The 20,209-nt window shown below is 63.3% G+C and carries 15 protein-coding genes; 8 read left to right on the top strand and 7 right to left on the bottom strand.

Features of this window, described 5'->3' with window-relative positions:
- The first annotated feature begins 57 nt into the window (after nucleotides 1–57).
- The 6 genes from P8Q88_RS05705 (at nucleotide 58) to P8Q88_RS05730 (ending at nucleotide 7,506) form a co-directional block, all read left to right on the top strand.
- Nucleotides 58–1,806 (top strand): fatty acyl-AMP ligase, encoded by a 1,749-nt coding sequence (locus tag P8Q88_RS05705; protein ID WP_278322883.1) that lies wholly within the window; start codon nucleotides 58–60, stop codon nucleotides 1,804–1,806.
- Between the two features lie 149 nt (nucleotides 1,807–1,955).
- A complete protein-coding gene (locus P8Q88_RS05710; protein WP_278322884.1) occupies nucleotides 1,956–3,170 on the top strand; it encodes a toxic anion resistance protein in 1,215 nt (404 codons plus the stop codon).
- A gap of 10 nt (nucleotides 3,171–3,180) precedes the next feature.
- Entirely contained in the window at nucleotides 3,181–3,939 is a 759-nt protein-coding gene (locus tag P8Q88_RS05715) for a hypothetical protein (RefSeq protein WP_278322885.1), read from the top strand.
- Nucleotides 3,939–4,259 carry a polyhydroxyalkanoic acid system family protein gene (locus P8Q88_RS05720; protein WP_278322886.1) on the top strand — a complete coding sequence of 107 codons (321 nt, stop codon included), beginning with the start codon at nucleotides 3,939–3,941 and terminating at the stop codon, nucleotides 4,257–4,259. Before P8Q88_RS05715 ends, P8Q88_RS05720 begins: the two co-directional genes overlap by 1 nt.
- A 137-nt stretch (nucleotides 4,260–4,396) precedes the next feature.
- The gene (locus P8Q88_RS05725; RefSeq protein ID WP_278322887.1) at nucleotides 4,397–4,942 is read left to right on the top strand and encodes a biliverdin-producing heme oxygenase; all 546 of its coding nucleotides are present in this window, start codon (nucleotides 4,397–4,399) and stop codon (nucleotides 4,940–4,942) included.
- Nucleotides 4,939–7,506, top strand: coding sequence for an HWE histidine kinase domain-containing protein (locus P8Q88_RS05730; protein WP_278322888.1), 2,568 nt, complete (start codon nucleotides 4,939–4,941; stop codon nucleotides 7,504–7,506). Before P8Q88_RS05725 ends, P8Q88_RS05730 begins: the two co-directional genes overlap by 4 nt.
- Nucleotides 7,507–7,518: 12 nt before the next feature.
- Here the strand turns inward: P8Q88_RS05730 and P8Q88_RS05735 are convergent, their stop codons facing one another.
- Entirely contained in the window at nucleotides 7,519–8,148 is a 630-nt protein-coding gene (locus P8Q88_RS05735; RefSeq protein WP_278322889.1) for a TonB family protein, read from the bottom strand.
- 180 nt (nucleotides 8,149–8,328) lie between these two features.
- Between P8Q88_RS05735 and P8Q88_RS05740 the strand changes: the two genes are divergently transcribed.
- Nucleotides 8,329–11,127 (top strand): ATP-binding protein, encoded by a 2,799-nt coding sequence (locus P8Q88_RS05740; RefSeq protein WP_278322890.1) that lies wholly within the window; start codon nucleotides 8,329–8,331, stop codon nucleotides 11,125–11,127.
- A gap of 96 nt (nucleotides 11,128–11,223) precedes the next feature.
- On the opposite strand, the gene P8Q88_RS05745 is transcribed toward P8Q88_RS05740, so the two are convergent.
- From P8Q88_RS05745 to P8Q88_RS05755, 3 genes are all read right to left on the bottom strand, one after another.
- A complete protein-coding gene (locus P8Q88_RS05745) occupies nucleotides 11,224–13,842 on the bottom strand; it encodes a TonB-dependent receptor (RefSeq protein ID WP_278322891.1) in 2,619 nt (872 codons plus the stop codon).
- 248 nt (nucleotides 13,843–14,090) lie between these two features.
- Nucleotides 14,091–15,032 (bottom strand): isopenicillin N synthase family dioxygenase, encoded by a 942-nt coding sequence (locus P8Q88_RS05750; protein ID WP_278322892.1) that lies wholly within the window; start codon nucleotides 15,030–15,032, stop codon nucleotides 14,091–14,093.
- A 10-nt stretch (nucleotides 15,033–15,042) separates the two neighbouring features.
- Nucleotides 15,043–16,389, bottom strand: coding sequence for a NupC/NupG family nucleoside CNT transporter (locus P8Q88_RS05755; protein ID WP_278322893.1), 1,347 nt, complete (start codon nucleotides 16,387–16,389; stop codon nucleotides 15,043–15,045).
- Between the two features lie 136 nt (nucleotides 16,390–16,525).
- Here P8Q88_RS05755 and P8Q88_RS05760 point away from each other — a divergent pair, with 136 nt between their 5' ends.
- Nucleotides 16,526–17,215 carry a queuosine precursor transporter gene (locus P8Q88_RS05760; RefSeq protein ID WP_278322894.1) on the top strand — a complete coding sequence of 230 codons (690 nt, stop codon included), beginning with the start codon at nucleotides 16,526–16,528 and terminating at the stop codon, nucleotides 17,213–17,215.
- 3 nt (nucleotides 17,216–17,218) lie between these two features.
- On the opposite strand, the gene P8Q88_RS05765 is transcribed toward P8Q88_RS05760, so the two are convergent.
- Genes P8Q88_RS05765 through P8Q88_RS05775 form a run of 3 tightly spaced genes read right to left on the bottom strand, consistent with a single transcriptional unit; the run spans nucleotide 17,219 to nucleotide 20,191 of the window.
- Nucleotides 17,219–17,734, bottom strand: a complete 516-nt coding sequence (locus P8Q88_RS05765; protein WP_278322895.1) for a DUF421 domain-containing protein — start codon at nucleotides 17,732–17,734, stop codon at nucleotides 17,219–17,221.
- Nucleotides 17,735–17,783: 49 nt separating this feature from the next.
- Nucleotides 17,784–18,770: a radical SAM protein gene (locus P8Q88_RS05770; protein WP_278322896.1), complete on the bottom strand. Its 987-nt coding sequence runs from the start codon at nucleotides 18,768–18,770 to the stop codon at nucleotides 17,784–17,786.
- Nucleotides 18,770–20,191 (bottom strand): dihydrolipoyl dehydrogenase family protein, encoded by a 1,422-nt coding sequence (locus P8Q88_RS05775; RefSeq protein WP_278322897.1) that lies wholly within the window; start codon nucleotides 20,189–20,191, stop codon nucleotides 18,770–18,772. The genes P8Q88_RS05770 and P8Q88_RS05775 overlap by 1 nt, the downstream gene beginning before the upstream one ends.
- Nucleotides 20,192–20,209 lie beyond the last annotated feature (18 nt).

Genomic DNA, 20,209 nt, shown 5'->3' on the forward strand with positions numbered 1-20,209 from the left:
GGGAACCATGAGGGTGGCCTCGAGCGCCTTATAATCCACGGGTATCGCTACATTATTATGACCGACGCCGCACTTACGCCGACGCCGAACGATTGCGACCTACCCCGTCGCCGTTCCGATTTCGCGACCTTCACCCAAGCGGTCGATTACGCCGCGCGAAGTGAAAAGGGCCTCAATTTCCACGATATGCGCGGCACGTTGCAGCGCGTTTATCCCTATTCCCGAATGCGGGAGGACGCGCTCAAGGCCGCGCGCCAGCTGACGGCTGCAGGAATCCGCAAGGACGATCGCGTTGCCCTGATCGCAGAAACGAGTGCGGAATTCGCGGCCCTGTTCTGCGGCTGCGTCTATGCCGGGGCCTGGCCCGTGCCGCTGCCGCTGCCGACAGGTTTCGGCGGCAAGGACGGTTATATCGACCAGCTCGCCGTGCAGCTGGAAAGCAGCGACCCCAAGCTGCTGATCTATCCGGGCGAGATCGGGGACATGGGGGCAGCTGCCGCCGAGCGCCAGGGCTGCGAGGGACAGAGCTGGGAAGATTTCGCCACCCGGCCTGATCCGGAGTGCGATCTGCCCGAAGCACAGCCCGAAGACATCTGCTATCTCCAGTATTCCTCGGGATCGACTCGCTTCCCGACCGGTGTTGCCGTGACTCACGAGGCACTGCTCCACAACCTCCAAGGCCATTCGACCTCGATGAACTTTCGCGAGGGCGATCGGGTGGTCAGCTGGCTGCCCTGGTATCACGACATGGGTCTGGTCGGGTGTTTCCTGTCCGTCATCGCGAACCAGGCCTCGATCGACTATATCAAGACCGAGCATTTTGCCCGTCGCCCGCTCGCCTGGCTCGACCTTATCAGCCGTAACGAGGGCACGACCCTCAGCTATTCGCCCACGTTCGGCTACGACATCTGCGCGCGGCGAATTTCCAGCCAGAGCCATGTCGGCGAACGTTTCGACCTGTCGCGCTGGCGCGTCGCCGGCAACGGCGCGGACATGATCCGCCCCGATGTGATGCAGGGCTTCGTCAATGCCTTTGCCGAGGCCGGTTTCAAGGCCAGCGCCTTCACGCCGAGCTACGGCCTGGCCGAAGCGACGCTGGCCGTGACCGTGATGCCGCCCGGCGAAGGCATCCGCGTCGAACTGGTCGAGGAAGAACGATTGTCGGGGCGTCCGCGCGATCTCAGCAAGCCTGCGCGCTATCGGGCGATCGTCAATTGCGGCAAGCCCATCCCCGGCATGGAAGTCGAGATCCGCGACGGAAAAGGTCACGTGAAAGGCGACCACCAGATCGGCAAGGTCTGGTGCCGCGGCAAGAGCGTGATGCATTCCTACTTCCGCAACGAGGAAGCCACCGAGGAATGTCTGGTCGCCAAGGCCAATGGCGAAGTGTGGCTCGACACCGGGGACATGGGCTACATGGCTGATGGCTACCTGTTCATCGTCGGGCGCGCGAAGGACATGATCATCATCAACGGCAAGAACCTGTGGCCGCAGGATATCGAATGGGCCGTGGAGCAACTTCCGGGCTTCAACCACGGCGATATCGCGGCCTTTTCGATCGATACGCCCGATGGCGAGGAAGCGCCCGCCGTGCTGGTGCATTGCCGTGTCTCCGACCCCGAGGAGCGGGTGAAGCTCCGCAACCAGATCGCAGACAAGGTCCGCGGCGTTACCGGCATGAGCTGCGTCGTCGAACTGGTTCCCCCGCGCACGCTGCCGCGCACCAGCTCGGGCAAGCTGAGCCGGGCGAAGGCGAAAAGGCTGTATCTGTCGGGCGAAATCCAGCCGCTGGATCTTGCCGCCTGACCAGAACCGTTTCGGCGGAAACGACAAAACACTTGCTCTGATCGTCGGACGGCGCGCAGACTTGCGATGCCGCCTTGAAGATCGTGTCTTACGATCCTAATACAGGTGGAGAGATATTTGGCGCCTGTAATCGGGAGACCCGCGCGACCATGAGCGACAGCAAGACGCAGACTGCGACTGCCACAGCCACCGAATTCGACCTGACGCCGCCCGATCCGGTGCCGGCCGTCGCGCCCGAAAAGGCTGCGGGGCTCGTTCCGGTTTCTGACGAGGTGAAGAGCAAGCTCGAAAGCAAGGTCGACGGCTTTGTCGAAGACCTCATTTCCGCCGATACGAATTCGCCCGAATTCGGCAAGAAGGTCGACCAACTGACCAATATGGGCCGCAAGGAAATCATGGCGGCGGCGGGCATGTCGAACCGCTTTCTCGACCGCCCCGTGCGCGCGATGGACAAGGACGAGGGCGTCGGCGCGAACCTCGCCGAATTGCGCCGCGTCGTGGAGGACCTCGACCCCGGCAAGCGCGGCAAGCTGTCGGGAACGCGCAAGATCCTCGGCATCATCCCCTTCGGCAACAAGCTGACCAATTACTTCCGCAGCTACCAGAGCGCGCAGACGCATATCCAGTCGATCCTCTCGAACCTCGCCAGCGGCAAGGACGAGCTGATCATGGACAATGCCGCGATCGACGTGGAGCGGCAGAAGCTGTGGGAGGCGATGGGCAATCTGGAACAGATGATCCACATCTCCAACACGCTCGACGCCAAGCTGGAGGAGAAAGCGGCCGAGCTCGACGCGACCGATCCGGCCAAGGCCAAGGCGGTGCGGGAGACGGCGCTGTTTTACGTCCGCCAGCGCACGCAGGACCTGCTGACGCAAATGGCTGTGAGCGTGCAGGGCTATCTCGCGCTCGACCTCGTCAAGAAGAACAATGTCGAGCTGGTGAAGGGCGTCGATCGCGCCAGCACCACGACCGTCGGCGCGCTGCGCACTGCGGTCACCGTGGCCGAGGCGATGACAAACCAGCGGCTCGTGCTTGGGCAGATCACTGCGCTGAACGATACCACTGCGGGCATCATCGACAGCACCAGCACCATGCTGCGCGACCAGACCGGCAAGATCCACGAGCAGGCCGCCGCAAGCACCATCCCGCTGGAAACGCTGCAGCGCGCGTTCCAGAACATCTACGACACGATGGACGAAGTCGACGAGTTCAAGCTCCGCGCGCTTGATTCGATGAAGCAGACAGTCACGCTGCTGTCCGACGAGGTCGAGAAGTCGAAGGGCTACATCGCGCGCGCCGAGGGCCAGGCGCAGGCGCAGAAACAGGTTGCCGATTCCGGCCTGCTGAGCATCGAGAACTGAGGGCGCAGGCGTGAACGACCTCACCCGCGACAGTGATCGCCTGATCCAGCAGGGCCGCATGCTGCGCGACGACAATCGTGCGGGCGGCAGGCACCGCCGCGCGCCCTCGATCGGCGAAGGGTCGGCGCGGCTGAAGCAGAAGAACCTGTGGCTGCGCGTGCGAAACATCGTGCTGGCTGTCTTCGCGATCTGGCTGGGCGCGGGCATTGCCGGCGCATTATTCAGCGGCATCGGCTTCTGGGGCGTGATGGGCGTGGTGGTCGCCACCGCAATTGCGGTGGCGCTGTTCTCCAGCTTCCCGAAAGTGAAGACCCCGAAGCGCGCCGATATCAACAAGGGCAACGTTCAGCAGATGGTCGGCCGTACCGAACTCTGGCTCGAGGCGCAGCGCCCTGCCCTGCCGCCGCCGGCGGCGAAGATCATCGGCGACATGGGCGTTCAGCTCGACGCACTCGGCCTGCAGCTGGAAGGGGTCGACCAGGGCCACCCCAAGGCCCGAGAGGTACGCAGCCTGGTGGGTGAGCAATTGCCCGAAATGATCGACAGCTACCGCAGGATTCCCGCGCACCTTCGGACCGAACAGCGCGCCGGCATCACACCCGACGAACAGCTGACCGACAGCCTGTCTAAGATCAGCGGCGAAATCGACTCGATCACGCGCCAGCTGGCCGAAGGCTCGCTCGACGATCTCGCAATCAAGCATCGCTATCTCGACTACAAATTCGGCACCGGCGCCGAAACAAGTCCCCAATTGGAAGACAAGAGCTGATGCGCGTGCCCATCGCCCACAACCTGCCCAAGGAAGAGGTTCGCCGGCGTCTGCGCGAACGCAGTCACGAGATCGCCAATTTCGTGCCTGGCGGCATGGCCGACGTCACGACCGGCTGGCCCGACGAAGATCACATGACGCTCTCGGTCAAGGCGATGGGCCAGGGGATCGACGGACAGGTGATCGTTGAAGAAGGACAGGTGGTGTTCGAGATCATGCTCCCTGCCATGCTCTCCTTCGTTGAACCGATGGTCGCGAATGCCATCCGCAGCGAGGGCCAGAAGATGCTCACCGACGAGAGCGATCGAAAGGCCACGTGACGGGTTATCAGCCTGAAACCCGGGAACTCTTTTAACTCTTCAAAGGTTAAGTCGGTTCTATACGCGACCTCCTTCCCGCATCGCAGGCGGGTTAGGCCGATGCGGAGGGCCTTGCGGAAGAGGGGAAGGTAACTCCAGTGACTACCGTGCGGGGCAACCTTCGCGACGATTTGAACGCGGCAACGCGGCCCCTCCATGACAATTTGGATCGGCAATTGGCGCCTTTGGCGCTCGGCGATGAATTAGCCCGCTTTCTGGCAATCCAGTATATCGCTCGAAAACCGATCGAGGCATGGTTGGGGGGCTCGCAGGAACGCGCGGCCCCTCCGGTTCAGACCGCATTGATCGCGGTCGATCTGCAGGAGCTGGGCGTTTCGCTGCCCGCCAAATCGCTCGACTTCGCGCCGGCTCATCCGGACGAGGCCTGGGGCATAAAATGGGCGCTCGCTGGGTCCTCTATGGGCAATCGCGCAATGCTGCACCGCCGCCGTCGCGCGGGCTGCAAATTGTCGCATCACTTCCTGGCCGACCCCGCCATGCCCCGTTTCTGGCAGGACCTGCGCCCGCATCTGGAACAGAGGTATTCGGACGCCCTGCATGACCATGCGATCGCTGGCGCGCAGCGCGTGTTCGAGACTTTCCTTGCGGCCAGCCGCGAAGGCGACCACAGGCTTGCGGCATGAACGAAGCGTCCAGAATAGTCGACCTGACCAATTGCGATCGCGAGCCGATCCACCAGCTGGGCAAGGTCCAGCCATTCGGCGCCCTTCTGGCCTTCAACGGCGATTGGTTCGTCGGCCACTATTCGCTCAATGCCGCGGAGATGCTTGGCCATGATGGCGAGATCGAGCTTGGCCAGCGAATCCAGAAAATCTTCAGTGAGCATGCCACGCAACGGATCCGCAGCACCGCCGCCGCGCTGGCATTGCCAGACCAGGTCGAACGCGTCTTCGGATTGGATCTGACGGGCAATGGCAAGCTCTTCGATTGTGCCCTGCATTGCTCGGGCGATTACATCATCGTCGAGGTGGAACCCCATTGCGATGGCGAGCTCGAACGCCAGCTGGCCGCACTGCGACCGGTGGTCGGGCGGTTCGACAAGTTCGACGACACCGCGGACCTGGTCGCAGAAGCGGCCCGCCAGCTACGCCACAATCTCGCGATCGACCGGGTCATGGTCTACAAGTTCCACGAGGATCTTTCGGGCGAAGTCATTGCCGAGGCGCGGCGTGAGGATCTCGAGAGCTTCCACGGTCTGCGTTATCCGGTCAGCGATATTCCAAGCCAGGCGCGCGCGCTTTACCTGCGCAACCGGTTTCGCATCATCAGCAATATCGAGGACGAGCCCGTTCCGATCGAGCCCGGCATTTCGATGGACGGTCAGCCGCTCGATCTCAGCATGAGCACGCTGCGTGCCGTGTCGCCCATCCACATCGAATATCTGCGCAACATGGGCGTGCAGGCTTCGCTTTCCATCTCGATCATCATTGGCGGCAAGCTGTGGGGACTGTTCGCCTGCCATCATTACAGCCCGAAGCAGCTGCCCTTCTCGCAGCGCACGTCCGCAGAGCTGTTCTCGGAAATCTTCTCGCTGACGCTCGAACGGGCGATCGCGAGGGAAGGCGCGGAGCTGCGCGAGGAAGGCCGGCAGGTACACGACCGCCTCATGCGCGATATCGCGGCTGGCTCCTCGCTCGCCGAAAGCCTCCCCACGATCGAACCGCTGATCAAGCGGATCATCGCCCATGACGGGGTGAGCATTTTCATCGACAACGTCTATGACAAGAGCGGCAGTGCACCGAACGAGGAGGAGTTTCGCGCCATCGTGCCGCAGCTCAATTCCTCCGCCACCAGCCGCATCCTCGCTACCGACGCCATCGCCGAACGGATCCCCAGGGCGGAACGGTTTGCCGACCGTGTGGTCGGCGCGCTCGCGATCCCGATCTCGCGCACTCCGCGCGATTATCTGGTCCTGTGGCGCAAGCCGCTGAAGCAGACCGTCAGATGGGCGGGCAATCCGGAAAAGCCGGTCGAATACGGGCCCAATGGCGCGCGGCTCTCCCCGCGCAAGAGCTTCGAAGCGTGGCAGGAAACGGTCGAAGGACGTGCGCCGGTCTGGACTGTGGCGGAGCGGCAGATCGCCGAAAGCCTGCGCGTTTCCCTGCTCGAGGTGATCCTGCGTGTGACCGACGATGCGATGCAGGAACGGGCGCGCTCTCAGCAGCAGCAGGAATTGCTGATTGCCGAGCTTAACCATCGCGTGCGCAACATTCTCAATCTGATCCGGGGCCTGATCAACCAGTCGAAGGGCGATGCACAGGACCTCGATACATTCGCCGAGATCGTCGGCGGGCGCATCAGCTCGCTGGCCATGGCGCATGAGAATATCACCAAGGGCAACTGGAGTGCCTCGCCCCTGTCAGAGCTGATCGACACGGAGGCGGAAGCCTATCTGGCCGGCAAGCGCGACCGGCTCACCGTGACCGGGCCGGAAGCCATGATCCTGCCCGAGGCCTATACGGTGCTGGCGCTCGTCATCCACGAGATGATCACCAACTCTGCGAAATATGGCTCGCTGAGCGACAGCTCGGGCGAATTGCGGATCGTCGTAAGGCGGGAAGACGAGGATGCGGCCGAGGGCGATCTGGTCATCGAGTGGACCGAAATCGGAGGCCCGCCGGTAAAGCCACCGACCCGCCGCGGTTTCGGCAGCACGATCATCGATCGCTCGATCCCCTATGAGCTGGGAGGCACGGCCGAGGTCGATTATCGCCTCGAAGGCGTGAAGGCAAAGTTCTGCATCCCCGCCCGTCATGTCGAATGGAAGAGCGGCGCAGAGAAGCGGGACCGCAGCAATCAGCAAAAGGACACGGCAGGCGAAATGGGCACGCTCCCGGAAGATATCCTGCTCGTCGAGGATAGCATGATCATCGCGCTCGACACCGAGGACTGCCTGCGCGAACTAGGCGTCAAGAAGGTGAAGGTGGAAAGCACCGTGGCAGGGGCTCTCGATGCCCTGAAAAAGGCCAATCCGGCGCTCGCCATCCTCGACTACAATCTCGGGCAGGAATCCAGTGAGCGCGTTGCGCAGGAACTCAAGGCACGGGGCGTCCCGTTCTGGATGGCGACCGGATATGGAGAGATGAAGGACCGCGTCGATGAGCTTGGCGCGAAAGGGCTTCTCACCAAGCCCTATGGCAAGGATGAACTGATCCGCATTCTGGCGGATTACTCCCCTGCAAGCTGATCGGCCTCGGCGCTAATTGAAGAAGCGCTGCTGATAATAGAATGGGGCGGCGACCGGCTCGCCGGCTCTGTTGGTGGCCGGCCTGAAGCGCAGGCGCTCGACCACGAGGCGGCAGACCGCCGCATCAGTTTCGGGAAACGGACTGGGCCGATAGATCGAACAGTCGGTCGCCCGGCCGCTGGGCAGCACGGTCACCTTCACGATCACGGAAGTGCCGATACGCGCTTCGCGACCGCCAGGCGGTATCGGAAAATCCCGGGCTGAGTTGAGCGCCCCCGAGACGATCTCGGGCTTGGTCACTGCCCCGCCGCCACGCCCGGTTCCGCCATTCCCGCTGCCGGTCCCAAGACCCGTCCCGGCCGCGCCCGTGCCATCACCATCGCTGGTCGCGCCAGAAGTATCGGCGGTGCCGGTCGAGGCGGCGCGCGGCGCTGGCCGATCCTCGCGCAAGGGGCGTTTCGGTGTGGGCGCCGTCACGGGCTTGGCCACGGCTTCCCGGCCCGGATCGCCCTGCGCACCTTCGGGTTCGGGCTCGCTCGGCGGATCGTCGGGCTCTTCGGGAGCAGTCACCGTCACGGTGAAGGCCGAGACGACCGACTGCTCCACCGTCGCGACCGCGCTGGGCGCCAGGCTACGGATCAATACGTAGAACAAGCCCAAATGAATCAACAATATGGCGAGGATAATCCACCCGTTGGGTCGCTTCCTCACCCCTACGTAGCGCGTCGCTTCGTTTGCCATGGGAAATGGAACGGCCCGCATGTGTCCTGTGTTCCGCAGCTCGCGGCGCACCGGAGGTAACAGGGGCTTCGCGAGGAATTGATGGACCGGACTGTGAACGAGATTGCTGGCCGGGCGCCAGGCGCGCGGCTGGAAGTCACCTCGATCGTCGTTTGCGCGCTGGCCATGCTTGCCTTCTTCGTTCTGGCTCACCTCAGCATCGATCTTACCCGCAGTGGCGGCAGGATCGCGGCGGTCTGGCTGCCCAATGCCATCGCAGTGGCCGTCTTCCTCCGCTTTCGCTTTGCGCGCGAGAAGGCCTGTCTGGCCGCCATCTTTACCGGCAATATTCTCGCCAATCTGATGGCCGGCGATGCAGCCAGCCAGGCACTGCTTCTCGCATCGGCCAATCTCCTCGAGATTGCGGTCGCGGTGGGACTGACCCGCAAATGGTGCGGCCGCGCCCCGGTGATGGAGGACATCGGCGACCTGCGACATTTCGCCGTCGCGGCCGGCGTGATCGGGCCCGCGGCGAGCGGTGCCGTCGCACTGCTCGCCTTCCTGCCCACATTCGCCGACTTGCCGCTGACCTACGCCAAATGGGTCTCGTCCGACACGATGAGCATGCTCATCCTGGCGCCCACGGTCATGATTGCGATCGATACCTCGCGGCGCATGACGATGCCGAAGACGGGAAAGCTTGTGGAATGGGTCGTACTGACACTCGGCGGTACGACGGTTACCCTCCTGGTTTTCACACAGACGACCTATCCGCTGCTGTTCCTTATCCCGCCCGTCGTCGTCGTCCACGCATTCCGCCTGGGAAGTGCAGGCACGGCATTCTCGACCATCAAGGTGGCCGTGATTGCGCTGGTGTGCACGGAACTCGGGTATGGCCCGATCAATCTGGTCGATTACACGCAAGGCATCCAGTTGCTGGTGCTGCAAGCCTTTCTGGCTTCCTCCATTCTGGTCGGCCTGCCGATCAGCGCGACGCTGTCGACGCGCCAGCGCATCGCCACGGAACTCGCCAATCAGAAGGCCGAGCTCGCGCTCCTGGCAGAGAACGTCACCGATGCGATCCTGCGCGTGAACCGGGACGGGATTTGCACCTACGCATCGCCTTCGGTTCAGGCCGTGCTCGGCCTTGCGCCCGAAGATTTCGTCGGCAGACATGTCAGCGAACGAGTCCACCCCGACGCCGCCGACCTGATCCACGCGGCCGAGCAGCGCCTGAATTCCGGCGAAGCGGAGAAGGAGCGATTCACCTACCGCCGCTACCTCAACGATACGCAGGACGAACCGGTCTACATCGAGGCCGATTGTGCAGTTGCCCGCGATGCGGCGGGCGAACGGGAGGGGATCGTCGTCTCGGCACGCGACGTCACCCACCGCGTGTTGCTCGAACGCCAGCTCAAGCGCGCCACGCTCCACGCCGAGAATGCCGCACGCGCCAAAGCGCAGTTCCTGGCCAATATGAGCCACGAGATCCGGACGCCGATGAACGGTGTGCTGGGGTTTGCGGAACTGCTCCAACGCCGCGATCTTGACGAGGAGGCGGCGCGATATGCCGGGCTGATCGAGCGCTCGGGCCGCTCGATGATGATGCTGCTCAACGATATCCTGGACCTGTCGAAGATCGAATCGGGGCAGCTCAAGGTCACCAGCGAGCCAGTCGACATCGCTCAGGTGACCGCGGATTGCGTGCAACTCCACCAGGCGGAAGCGGAGCGCAAGCGGATTGACCTGCGCCTTGCGCCCGGAGCTGGCATCCCCGGGGTCATCTGCAGCGATCCGCTGCGTCTGCGCCAGATTCTGCTGAACCTGATCGGCAATGCCGTCAAATTCACCGAGAAGGGCGGGATCGAGGTCGCCGTGATGCGCGAGCAGTCGCAACTCGCCATCTCGGTCGAGGATACGGGGATCGGAATCGATACACAGCGCCTGGGCGTGATCTTCGATCCGTTCGTGCAGGCCGAAGGGTCGACCACGAGGCGCTTTGGCGGGACGGGTCTGGGCCTCAGCATCTCGCGACAACTCGCAGAACTGCTGGGCGGCTCCCTGAGTGTCGACTCCATGCCCGGCATCGGTTCGCGCTTTACCCTGCGCATCCCCATCGTCGAAGCCGACCATGATCAGGCACCTGTCAGCACAAACCATACTCGGCGGGCCACCGACTTTCCCATGCCGGCGCGCGGGCGCATCCTCCTTGCCGAAGACCACGATGTGAACCGCATGCTCGTCACTGCCATGCTCGAGGATCTGGGGCAGAATGTGACGCTGGCGCATGACGGTATCGCCGCGCTCGATGCGGCGATCGCCGCGGAAAAGGCGGGGCTCGCCTTCGACCTCGTGCTGATGGATATCCAGATGCCGGGCTGCGATGGCTATGCCGCGACCCGCGCCCTTCGCGCCGAGGGGCTGACCGCGGAGCAGCTGCCGGTCATCGCCCTGACCGCAAACGCTTATCCCGAAGACGTCGCCGCTGCTCGGGAGGCCGGCATGCAGGCCCATCTTGCGAAGCCCCTCGTTTTCGAAGATCTGGCCGCAGCTCTTGCCCGCTGGCTACCCATGCGGATCATTGCAGACGCGAATGATGGCGGAGGCCGCATCAGGCGACCGCAGAGCAGACCGCAGGCGGACAAGGCCCTCGACGAGCGCTGGCGACAACGACGCAGCGAAGCGATCGAAGCGGTGTCCGCCGCCGTGCGGGGCAGGGCGATGGAGGGCACGGGAGTCGAGGAGCTGGTGCGCACGGTGCACAAGCTGGCCGGCACGGCGGGCATGTTCGGTGAGGAGGAGCTCGGCGCCAAGGCTGCAGCGCTCGAGCGCGCGCTCCGGTCGGGCGTCTCTGCGCAAGTCAGGCTGCAGCTGGCAGAAGAGCTGCTCGAAGCCGCCTGAGCGCCGCTACCGCCCAACGAAAAAGGGCGGCCCCCATAAGGGAGCCGCCCTCGCGTTTTGTCGGTCCGGGATTCGTGCCCCGGAACCGTTACACCATTAGTAGCCGAAGATCAGCGACAGGCTGGCGGCGCGCGGTGCACCGATCTGAGCAAAGCCGAAATCGTCCAGCGAACCACCGAAGAAGCCGATGTAGTACTCGTCGAACAGGTTGGTCACGTTCAGCTGCAGCGCCACGTCCTTGCCGAACGGATTCTCGGCGATCGTGTAGCGCACGTCGACATCGACCAGCGTGTAGGACGGAGCCTTCGATCCGAAGTTGTAGCTGATCTCGGAACCATCCGGCCCGAATTCTTCGATCACGTCCAGATTGGTATCGTTCAGGAAACGCGGCCCGGTGTGCTTGACCTGCGCACCGAATTCGAAGTCGCCGAGAGCGATCTGGCCACGTGCGCCGAACGAATACTGCGGCGTGCCCGATTCGCTCTTGCCCGCAGTCGGCAGGAAGCCGCCTGGAACTGCAACGTCCTCCTTGATCTCGGAGTCGTTGTACGACCCGAAGACGTAAAGGAGCGAGTTGCGGCTCGGACGCCATGCGATCGAGCCATCTACACCGTACTTGTCGACACGCCCGAGGTTGCGGAAGACGAATTCGCCTTCGCCCATATTGGCCTCTGGATCGAAGGCAACCGCAAGGCGGTTCTCGTAGCGAGTGTAATACGCACCCAGCTGCGCTTCGATCTGACCCGACTGCCAGCGGAGACCGAGGTCGAAGCTGTCGGTCGTCTCGGGAACCGGCTGCGCGAAGTCGGCATCGGCAAAGAAGAGCGAATCATACAAGGGGTCCGTGCCGGGGACGCTGAGGCCCTTGGCATAGTTGGCGAAGATCGACGCAGTCGGCGTGAAGTCGTAGATCAGGCCAATGTTCGGCAGCAGCTTGTCGTACTTGTAGGTACGCGACTGCGGCGCGGAAAAGTCGTCGCCGTTTTCCCGCTTCGCAAGCTCGTAGCCCGCCAGGTCCTGGCCCGGATTGGGGCAGTCCACGAAACCGCCCGCCGATGTGGTGTAGCAGTTCTGGTTGAGCTCGCGCGTGAAGAACGGCGCACGAAGGCCAAGGACCGTAGTGAGATCGCCGAATTCGCCGCGATATTCGCCCGACACCTGGTGCAGGATTGCGAAGGACAGACGGTCGCGCTTGTTGATCTCGTTGCCGTCGACAGCGAGGACAGGCGCATCAATCGAGAATACGTCGATCGGCTCGCCATTGGGCAGCATCGCGCTGATCTGGCCGGTCTGGCGGTGACGCGCACGGTCCCAGGTATAGGCGACACGGACCCGGTGGTCGTCGTTGATGTCGTAAATCAGGTTAGCAACGACGCCATAACGGTTCGTCTGCGTCTGGCTCGGGTCGTTGCCCGCCAGGCGGTCCGAAAGGTCACCGTCGCCATTCAGGTCGCGGCCGAAGTAATAGCCGCCGTTGAACGCACCGATATAGCTGCCGGTCTGGATGAAGTTGCCATCGGCGTCTTCGTAACCCGTGGTGAAGAACGATTCCCGCAGGTCGTCCGGGCCGCCACCGTTCGCTTTGACATACTGGTAGCTCGGGTCGAACGTGAAGGTCAGGTTGTCGGTCAGCGTGAAGCGCGAGGCGCCACGGATGTTGCCGGTGTCCGACGGGTTGTAGCGACGATAAAAGGCAGCCCCGCAACCGTTACGGTCATCATAGCGGTCGGCCTCGCCGGCGTTGCCGCGACCACCCACGATCAGGCTCGAATCGATCGAGCACGGATAGTCGCCGGAGAGGCGGAAAAGGTCGAAGCGCGCTTCCTTGCCGCTCGTACCCAGTGTTGCCTCGACCAGATCGGTCAGGTCGTCGTCGCCGAGGATGATGAGGTCGCCGATGCTTTCCGAACCGGCGAAATTGTTGCGGTTGATGTTGAGGTGACCCGAAACAGACACGAAATCGCCGTTCGAACCCACATCCTGCCAGATGCGGCCGTTGAACTGCGTCTTGTTGATACGGCCGTACGGATTGTAGGGCACGCCATAGGTCGTGTAGCTCGCCGAGACAAAGGCCTTGGTGCCGATGCCGGTGAAGTCGCCGGTGTCGATCATGCCGAAGGCGCGTGCGTACACTGTATCTTCTGCACCCGATGCGAGCACGTCACCGAAGGTCATCGTGGCGACGAGGCCGGCTTCGTCGCCGGGTTCGCGCGTACGGATGTTGATGGTGCCACCGGTTGCCGAAGCGGTCGGGCTGTCGACGTCGGTCGTGCCGAGGTTGACGTTGACGCTCTCGAGAACCTCGGGGTCGACCTGCTGGTTCGTGTAGAGGGCGTAGTTGCCCGAATCGTTCAGCGGCAGGCCGTCGAGCGTCTGCGAAACGCGGTCGGCGCCGAAGCCACGAATGGTGAAGCCGCCACCCGACGAACCCCAGGGGTCGTTGTTCTGGAAGCTGACACCTGGGACCAGGTTGACGATATCATTGACCGTCTGGCCAGGACGCTGGCGGCGAATGATTTCCTCGCCGAGAACCTGCTTGGCCTTGGTGGTGTCCGGGTTTTCCACGCCACCGACGCCGGTTTCACGGGCGCCGGAAACGATGATGACGTCGTCTTCGAAATCGACCGAGCCTGTCGACTGGGCGGCGGCGGGGGCAGCGACCATTGCGCTGGCGGTGCTGACTACGGATGCAGCCAGAAGATACTTGAACTTCATGTGAGGTGACCCCTTACGTGTCCAAAAAATGCGGTGCTTTGGAAGAAGCTGCGCCCGGTTATTCCGGGTACGTTGCCGCCAAGCGGTGGTTTTGTGACAGAGTCAAGACAGCGACCGCCCTAGTGCCGCCGACCTTGCGCCAGGCGGAGAAAAGCTGTTGCAGAACAGTCGCTTGGAAGTGTGGCAGAATCGCAACTTGTCGAAAATTTCGCCATTTGGCGAAAGCGCCATGCTGCAGCGCAGCAAATTCAGGCGAGATTGATCTCGCGCAGACGCTGCATAAGATAGTCGTGGCTGCTGATCGGTTCGGGATGATCCTCGGGATGCTCCGGGTCGATGCACTGCGGCAACGTCTCGATCATATAATCGGGGCGGAAATGCAGGAAAAAGGGCATCGAATAGCGCGCGCGATAGGCTGCTTCGCCGCGCGGATTGACGACCCGGTGCGTGGTCGAGCGCAGTCGTCCGTTGGTGAGCCGGTCGAGCATGTCTCCGATATTGACGACCAACGCCCCTTCGGGCGGTGCGACGGCTTTCCACTCGCCCTGTGCGGTCAATAGCTCAAGTCCGGCCTCTTCGGCCCCCAGCAGCAGGGTGATCGTATTGATGTCGCCATGCGCCGCTGCCCGGATCGCACCTTCGGCTTCCGCGCCTTCGAGCGGCGGATAGCGCAGCAGGCGCATGACCGAATTGCCGTCCTCGACGGTGGCGGCGAAGAAGTCCCGCTCCAGTCCCAGATGCAGGGCGATGCCCTCCAGCACGCGCGCGCCCGCTTGCTCGAACGCGGCATACAGGTCGGTAAAGGTCTCGCGAAAGCCGTCCACTTCGGCGGGCCAGACATTGTCGGCCATGTATTCGGACAGTTCGTGGCCGGCGGGCAGCTCGCGACCGACGTGCCAGAATTCCTTGAGGTCGTGGACCTTGGCGTCCTTGGCCTTCTCAGTACCAAAGGGCGTGTAGCCGCGTGCGCCGCCACCGCCGGGGATGTGGTAGGCGCGCTTCACGTCCTCGGGCAGGGCGAAGAAGGTTTTCGACATCGCTTCGGCCCGGTCGATTAGGTCCTGGGGGATGCCATGATCGCGGATAACGGCAAAACCGTATTCCTCGAAGCTGCGCCCCAGTTCGTCGGCAATGCTTTCGAGCGGCTGTGCCAGCGACACAACCGCGATATCGGTGTTCGATTCGGTCATGACAGGCCCTTTAATACGGCAGGAAGAGTCCTGCCAGCGCCGCACTCATCAGATTGGCGAGACTGCCAGCCGCCAGCGCGCGCAGGCCAAGCTTGGCGATGACCGGGCGCTGGTTCGGCGCCAGCCCCCCGGTGACCGCCATCTGGATCGCGATCGAGCTGAAATTGGCGAACCCGCATAGCGCGAAAGTGGCGATGGCGCGGCTGCGATCGGACAGGACGCTGGCGTCCATCGCGCCGAGTTCGATGAAAGCGACGAATTCATTGAGCACGATCTTGGTCCCGAACAGCCCGCCGGCGGCGCCTGCCTGGTCCCACGGAATGCCGATGAGGTACATGACCGGCGCGAATACCCAGCCGAGCACTTGCTGGAAGCTGATATCGGGATAACCGAACCAGCCCCCGATACCGCCGAGGATGCCGTTGGCGAGCGCGACCAGCGCCACGAAAACCATGACCATCGCGCCCACCGCCACGGCGAGCTTCACGCCGGTCTGCGTGCCCTGTGCCGCTGCCTCGATCACATTGGCAGGCTTGTGTCCTTCCTCGAAGGTTTCGGCGATTTCGACCTCGTGCGGCCTGCCGCTTTCGGTCAGCGCTGCCGGGCCTTCCGCACTGATGCGCGTTTTCGGCAGGACGATCTCGTCATCGGGCTCGACGCCGGCAAGCTGCGCGGCATCGCGGGCCAGCGGGCTTTCGTCGTCCGGCATGATGATCTTGGCCATCAGGATGCCGCCCGGCGCGGACATGAAGGCCGCCGCCAGCAGGAAGGGCACGGCGTCTGCCCCGATGAAGCTGGCATAGGCAGCCAGGATCGTGCCTGCCACGCCCGCCATCCCCACCGCCATCAGCGTGAACAGGCGGCTCGGTGTGAGAGCGGCCAGATAGGGGCGCACGACCAGCGGGCTTTCGGACTGGCCGACGAAGATGTTCGCCGCGCTGCCGAGCGCCTCGACCTTGCTGATCCCGGTGATCCAGCCGATCGCCCCGCCGACCCAGCGCACCAGGCGCTGCATGATGCCCCAGTGATAGAGGATCGACACCAGCGCGGCGAAGAAGATGATGACCGGCAGGGCCGCAATCACGAAGGTCTGGGCGAAGGGATTGCCTTCCATCGGGCCGAAGATCGCGGTGATACCGGCCTTCGAATAGTCGAGCAGGGCAATAACGCCGTTCGACATCGCCTGGATTGCATCGACGCCCCATGGCGTGCGCAGCACGAGCAGCGCCATGACCGCCTGCAATGCAAAAGCCGCGCCCACGACGCGCAGCTTGATCCGGCGTTTCCCGGTCGAAAGCAGAAAGGCGATCGCGAGAATCGCGACTATGCCGAGAATATTGATCAGGAAAGGCGGCATAGCGGACCCCTGCGCGATGCGACGAGTTGCGGATGAAATCGGCCGCTACCTTGCGCGGCGGCGCCGCTTAGTCAATTTTCCCACCGGACGCCAGCATCCGCTGTCACCCGTTTTCCCAAGGAACCTTCCGCCCACCATGACCGACCCCATTGCCAATGAAGACCGCGTTACTGCCGCTGCGATACCGATGGGCCTGTTCGTGTTCCTGGTGCTCTATGGCGGGCTGACTGTCATCGCCGGCGTGCTCGCCTTCAAGCAGGTGCAGCTCTGGCCGACCGAACTGGCGGTCGAGTCCGGGATTTTCGCCTTTCTCGGCCTGGTCGTGATATCGAGCAGCATCGCGCAACTCTATGGCGAAAAGCTCGCGCGCAAGCTGGTCTGGTGGGGCTTTCTGCCGCTCGCGGTGTCGGCGCTGCTGATCTTCCTCGTCCTGTCACTGCCCCCCTCGCCCGAGATGGTCGAATATCGCGGCGGCGATCTCGAGGCGTTCAATACCGTATTGGCTCAAACCCCGCGTATCATGGCGGCGGGTCCCGCAGCCTATATCGTTTCGCTGCTGCTCAATGTGTGGATTTTCTCGCGCCTGCGCGGATCGGGCGAGCAGAACACGATCGGCCTCATGGTGCGCGGCGCGATCGCCAGCGCGCTCAGCCAGGCGATAGATTCGGTGATCTTCGTCACGCTCGCATTCTATGGCGAATTCGACATCACGCCGCTGCTGATCGGGCAGGTGATCGCCAAGGTGACGCTCAGCATCGTGCTGGTGCCGTTCCTCATCACCGGCGGCGTCGCACTGGCGCGCTGGCTGGACCGGCGCAGCTTCTGACCGTCAGGGCCGTTCGATACCATCGACGAGATCGTCATCGAGATGATCACCATGGAGCACGGATATGTCGCCGGTCGTCTCGAGGACGACGGCCCGCACCTGCCCCATGTCCAGGACATTCGCTTCACGCAGCTTGGCGATGACGTCGTCCTTGGCCACTCGTGATATGTCGAGCGCGTTCTCGATGAACTTGCCGTCCCACATCAGGAATATCGGTCCGTTCTGGATAGCGTCTTCAAATGCTTCGGATTGCTGGCGCAGCTGCGCAATCAGATACTGCAGGCCGAACAGGGCCGCCAGAGCGCCCAGCGCCTGCGCGAATGCCGTCCACTCGGTCGCCTGAACCGAGCCTGCCAGAAGCGAACCGGAAGCGACCGTCACGACGAAGTCGAAATTCGTCATCTTGGACAGCGAACGAAGCCCGACCAGGCGTATCACCAAAGTGACCCACACGATGCCAATGGCGGAAAGAACGACGACGCGGGCGAGAATGTCGAGCCAGGTTTCTTCGAAGAACATGCCTGCCCAATGCACAAGCACGGCAATTCGCTCCAAGAGCTGACAAAGATCAGCCGGAACAGCTCGCTCCGCCCAAGACGCAGAAGCGCGCGCAGTGAGGGTGGTTGAGCGATACCTCGCGGCTTGCCTCGTCCAGCGTGTCCCCAAAATCGAAACCTCGATCGTATGGGATCAGCGTACAGGCAACGACGCGCGGCGCGGGTTCGCCCTTGCGGTGGATGACCATGCGGCTGCTCGCACACATGATATCGGCGGGCGACTTGCCGAGGATGTCCCAGCAGGCCGTGGTGATTTCGGCCACATCCTTTTCGGCGTCCATTTCGGGGAAAAGAACTAGCCGCGCCGCGTCGTGCGCGTCGATCTGAATTCCTTCGGCGGCGAAAAGCGCACCGTAGGCGTCACGCGCTTCGATCTCGCCTTCGCCGGGTAGCAGGCGACCCGCGACGGCGATGGAGAATTTGTGAGCGGACAGCCATCGCAAGCCGTCCATCGCAGGTTCCCAGCTGCGCGCGCCGCGTTCGGCTTCGTGCACGGTCTGGCTGTGGTGGTCGAGGCTGACACGCAAGGTCAGCTTCGCGCCGAATGCTTCGCGCAGGCTAAGGAGCGCCGCTTCATGTCGCCGCATGGGCTTCATCGCATTGGTCAGCACCAGCGCTTCGAACCCGCTTTCGAGCACGTCTTCCAGCATGACGAGCATTTCCGGGTTCATGAACGGCTCGCCGCCGGTGAAGCCTATCTCCCGCGTGCGCATTTCCTGTGCTTGGCCGAGGAACGGTCTTGCATCTTTGGCCGAGAGATAAACAAGCGCGTCGTTCGTCGGGCTGCTCTCGATGTAGCAGGTCGCGCAGGCCAGATTGCACAGCGTGCCGGTGTTGAGCCAGAGCGTGTCGAGCCGTGTGAGCGCCACGCTTGCGCGCTCCTCTCCGGCGGCTGTGCGTTGCGGGTCGCTGAATTTCTCGCGCGGTAGCGGCGCGGCTTCGACCGCGAAGGGCGACGGTCCGACAGGCGCGCTGCGGCTCTTGCTTCGCGACGCCATCAGGCGAAGGTGCGCCGCATCTTGGCGACGAACCCGGCGTATTTCTTCGGCAGACTGCCGAAGACCGTCGGCTCCCAGGCGCTGAAGGCGGCGGCCTTGGAAATTTCACTGCGGGTCGGATAGCTGATGATCGCACTGCCGAGCGCGAACGTGCTGCTCTTCCCGCTGATCGTCTGGGTGAAAGGCAGGAGCAGTTCGCCGGCGTTCTTGCCGACGATGCTGACGCCGAGCACCTTCTTGCCCTTCAGCACCATCTTCATGTGCCCCTTGGTATAGCCTTCCGCGATGGCGCGCTCGTTCTCGGAAAACGCCTCTTTGACCACCGTGACCTTGTCGTCGCCATGCTTCTCGCGCGCTTCGGCTTCGGTCAGGCCGATCTGCGCGACTTCCGGCTCGGTGTAGGTGCACCACGGCAACGCGCTGAAATCGACCTTGGTCGGCAGGCCGGTGACGATTTCGAGCGCCACATTGGAGCCCTCGTACCCCGAAACATGCGTCAGCCGCGGCCCTTCGCGGCAATCGCCGATGGCATAGATGCCCTTGACCGAGGTACGACGCCGGTCGTCGGTAGTGAAACCGTTCTTGCCGGTCTCGATCCCGATGTCCTCGGCACCGAAGCCGGACACGCGAGCCTTGCGGCCGACCGCGACCAGCAGATGCGTCCCGGTGACCGTCTCGCCGCCATCGGTATGGACGGTGACCGCTCCGCCCGCGCCTTCGACCTTGCTGGCGGAGCCTTTTACGAAACGGACGCCTTCGGCCTTCATCACCTCGACGACGACCTCGACCGACTCCGGATCGTCGCGGCCCATCGGCTCGCTCGGCTCGATCACGGTCACCTCGCTACCAAGGCGGCGGAAGCTCTGCGCCATCTCCATGCCGATCACGCCCCCGCCGATTATCACGAGATGGCCGGGCTGCTCGGGCAGGTCGAACAGGTTCTCGTTGGTGAGGTAGGGCACGCCGTCGATACCGTCGATCGGCGGCACCAGCGGGGCAGAGCCCGTAGCAATGACGATGCGCGGCGCGCTCAGCGTCCGACCATCAACCTCGACGATCTGCCTACCCGTGATCCTGGCGGTCCCGAGAAAAACGTCGCAACCCATTTCCTCGAAGGTTTCCTTCGAATCGTGATGCTCGATCCCGGCAATGGCGTCGTGAATGTGCTGGTGCACGCCCGACCACTCCACCTGCGGCGCAGCGAGCGTGACGCCGAAACGCCTTTCCTCGCGCGCTTCGGCCGCGCGCTTGGCCGCAGAAATCAGCGCCTTGGATGGCACGCAGCCGTTGTTGAGGCACTCCCCGCCCATCTTGTGCCCCTCGATCAGGGCCACATCGAGGCCGAACAGGGCACAGCCGCCCGCCGCGGTCAGGCCGGCAGCGCCGCCGCCGATCACGATAACGTCATGGGTGAATTTCATCGCTTGTCCCGTAACCCA

The sequence above is a fragment of the Qipengyuania marincola genome (genome assembly GCF_029688625.1).
In the GTDB taxonomy this organism is placed as follows: Bacteria; Pseudomonadota; Alphaproteobacteria; order Sphingomonadales; family Sphingomonadaceae; genus Qipengyuania.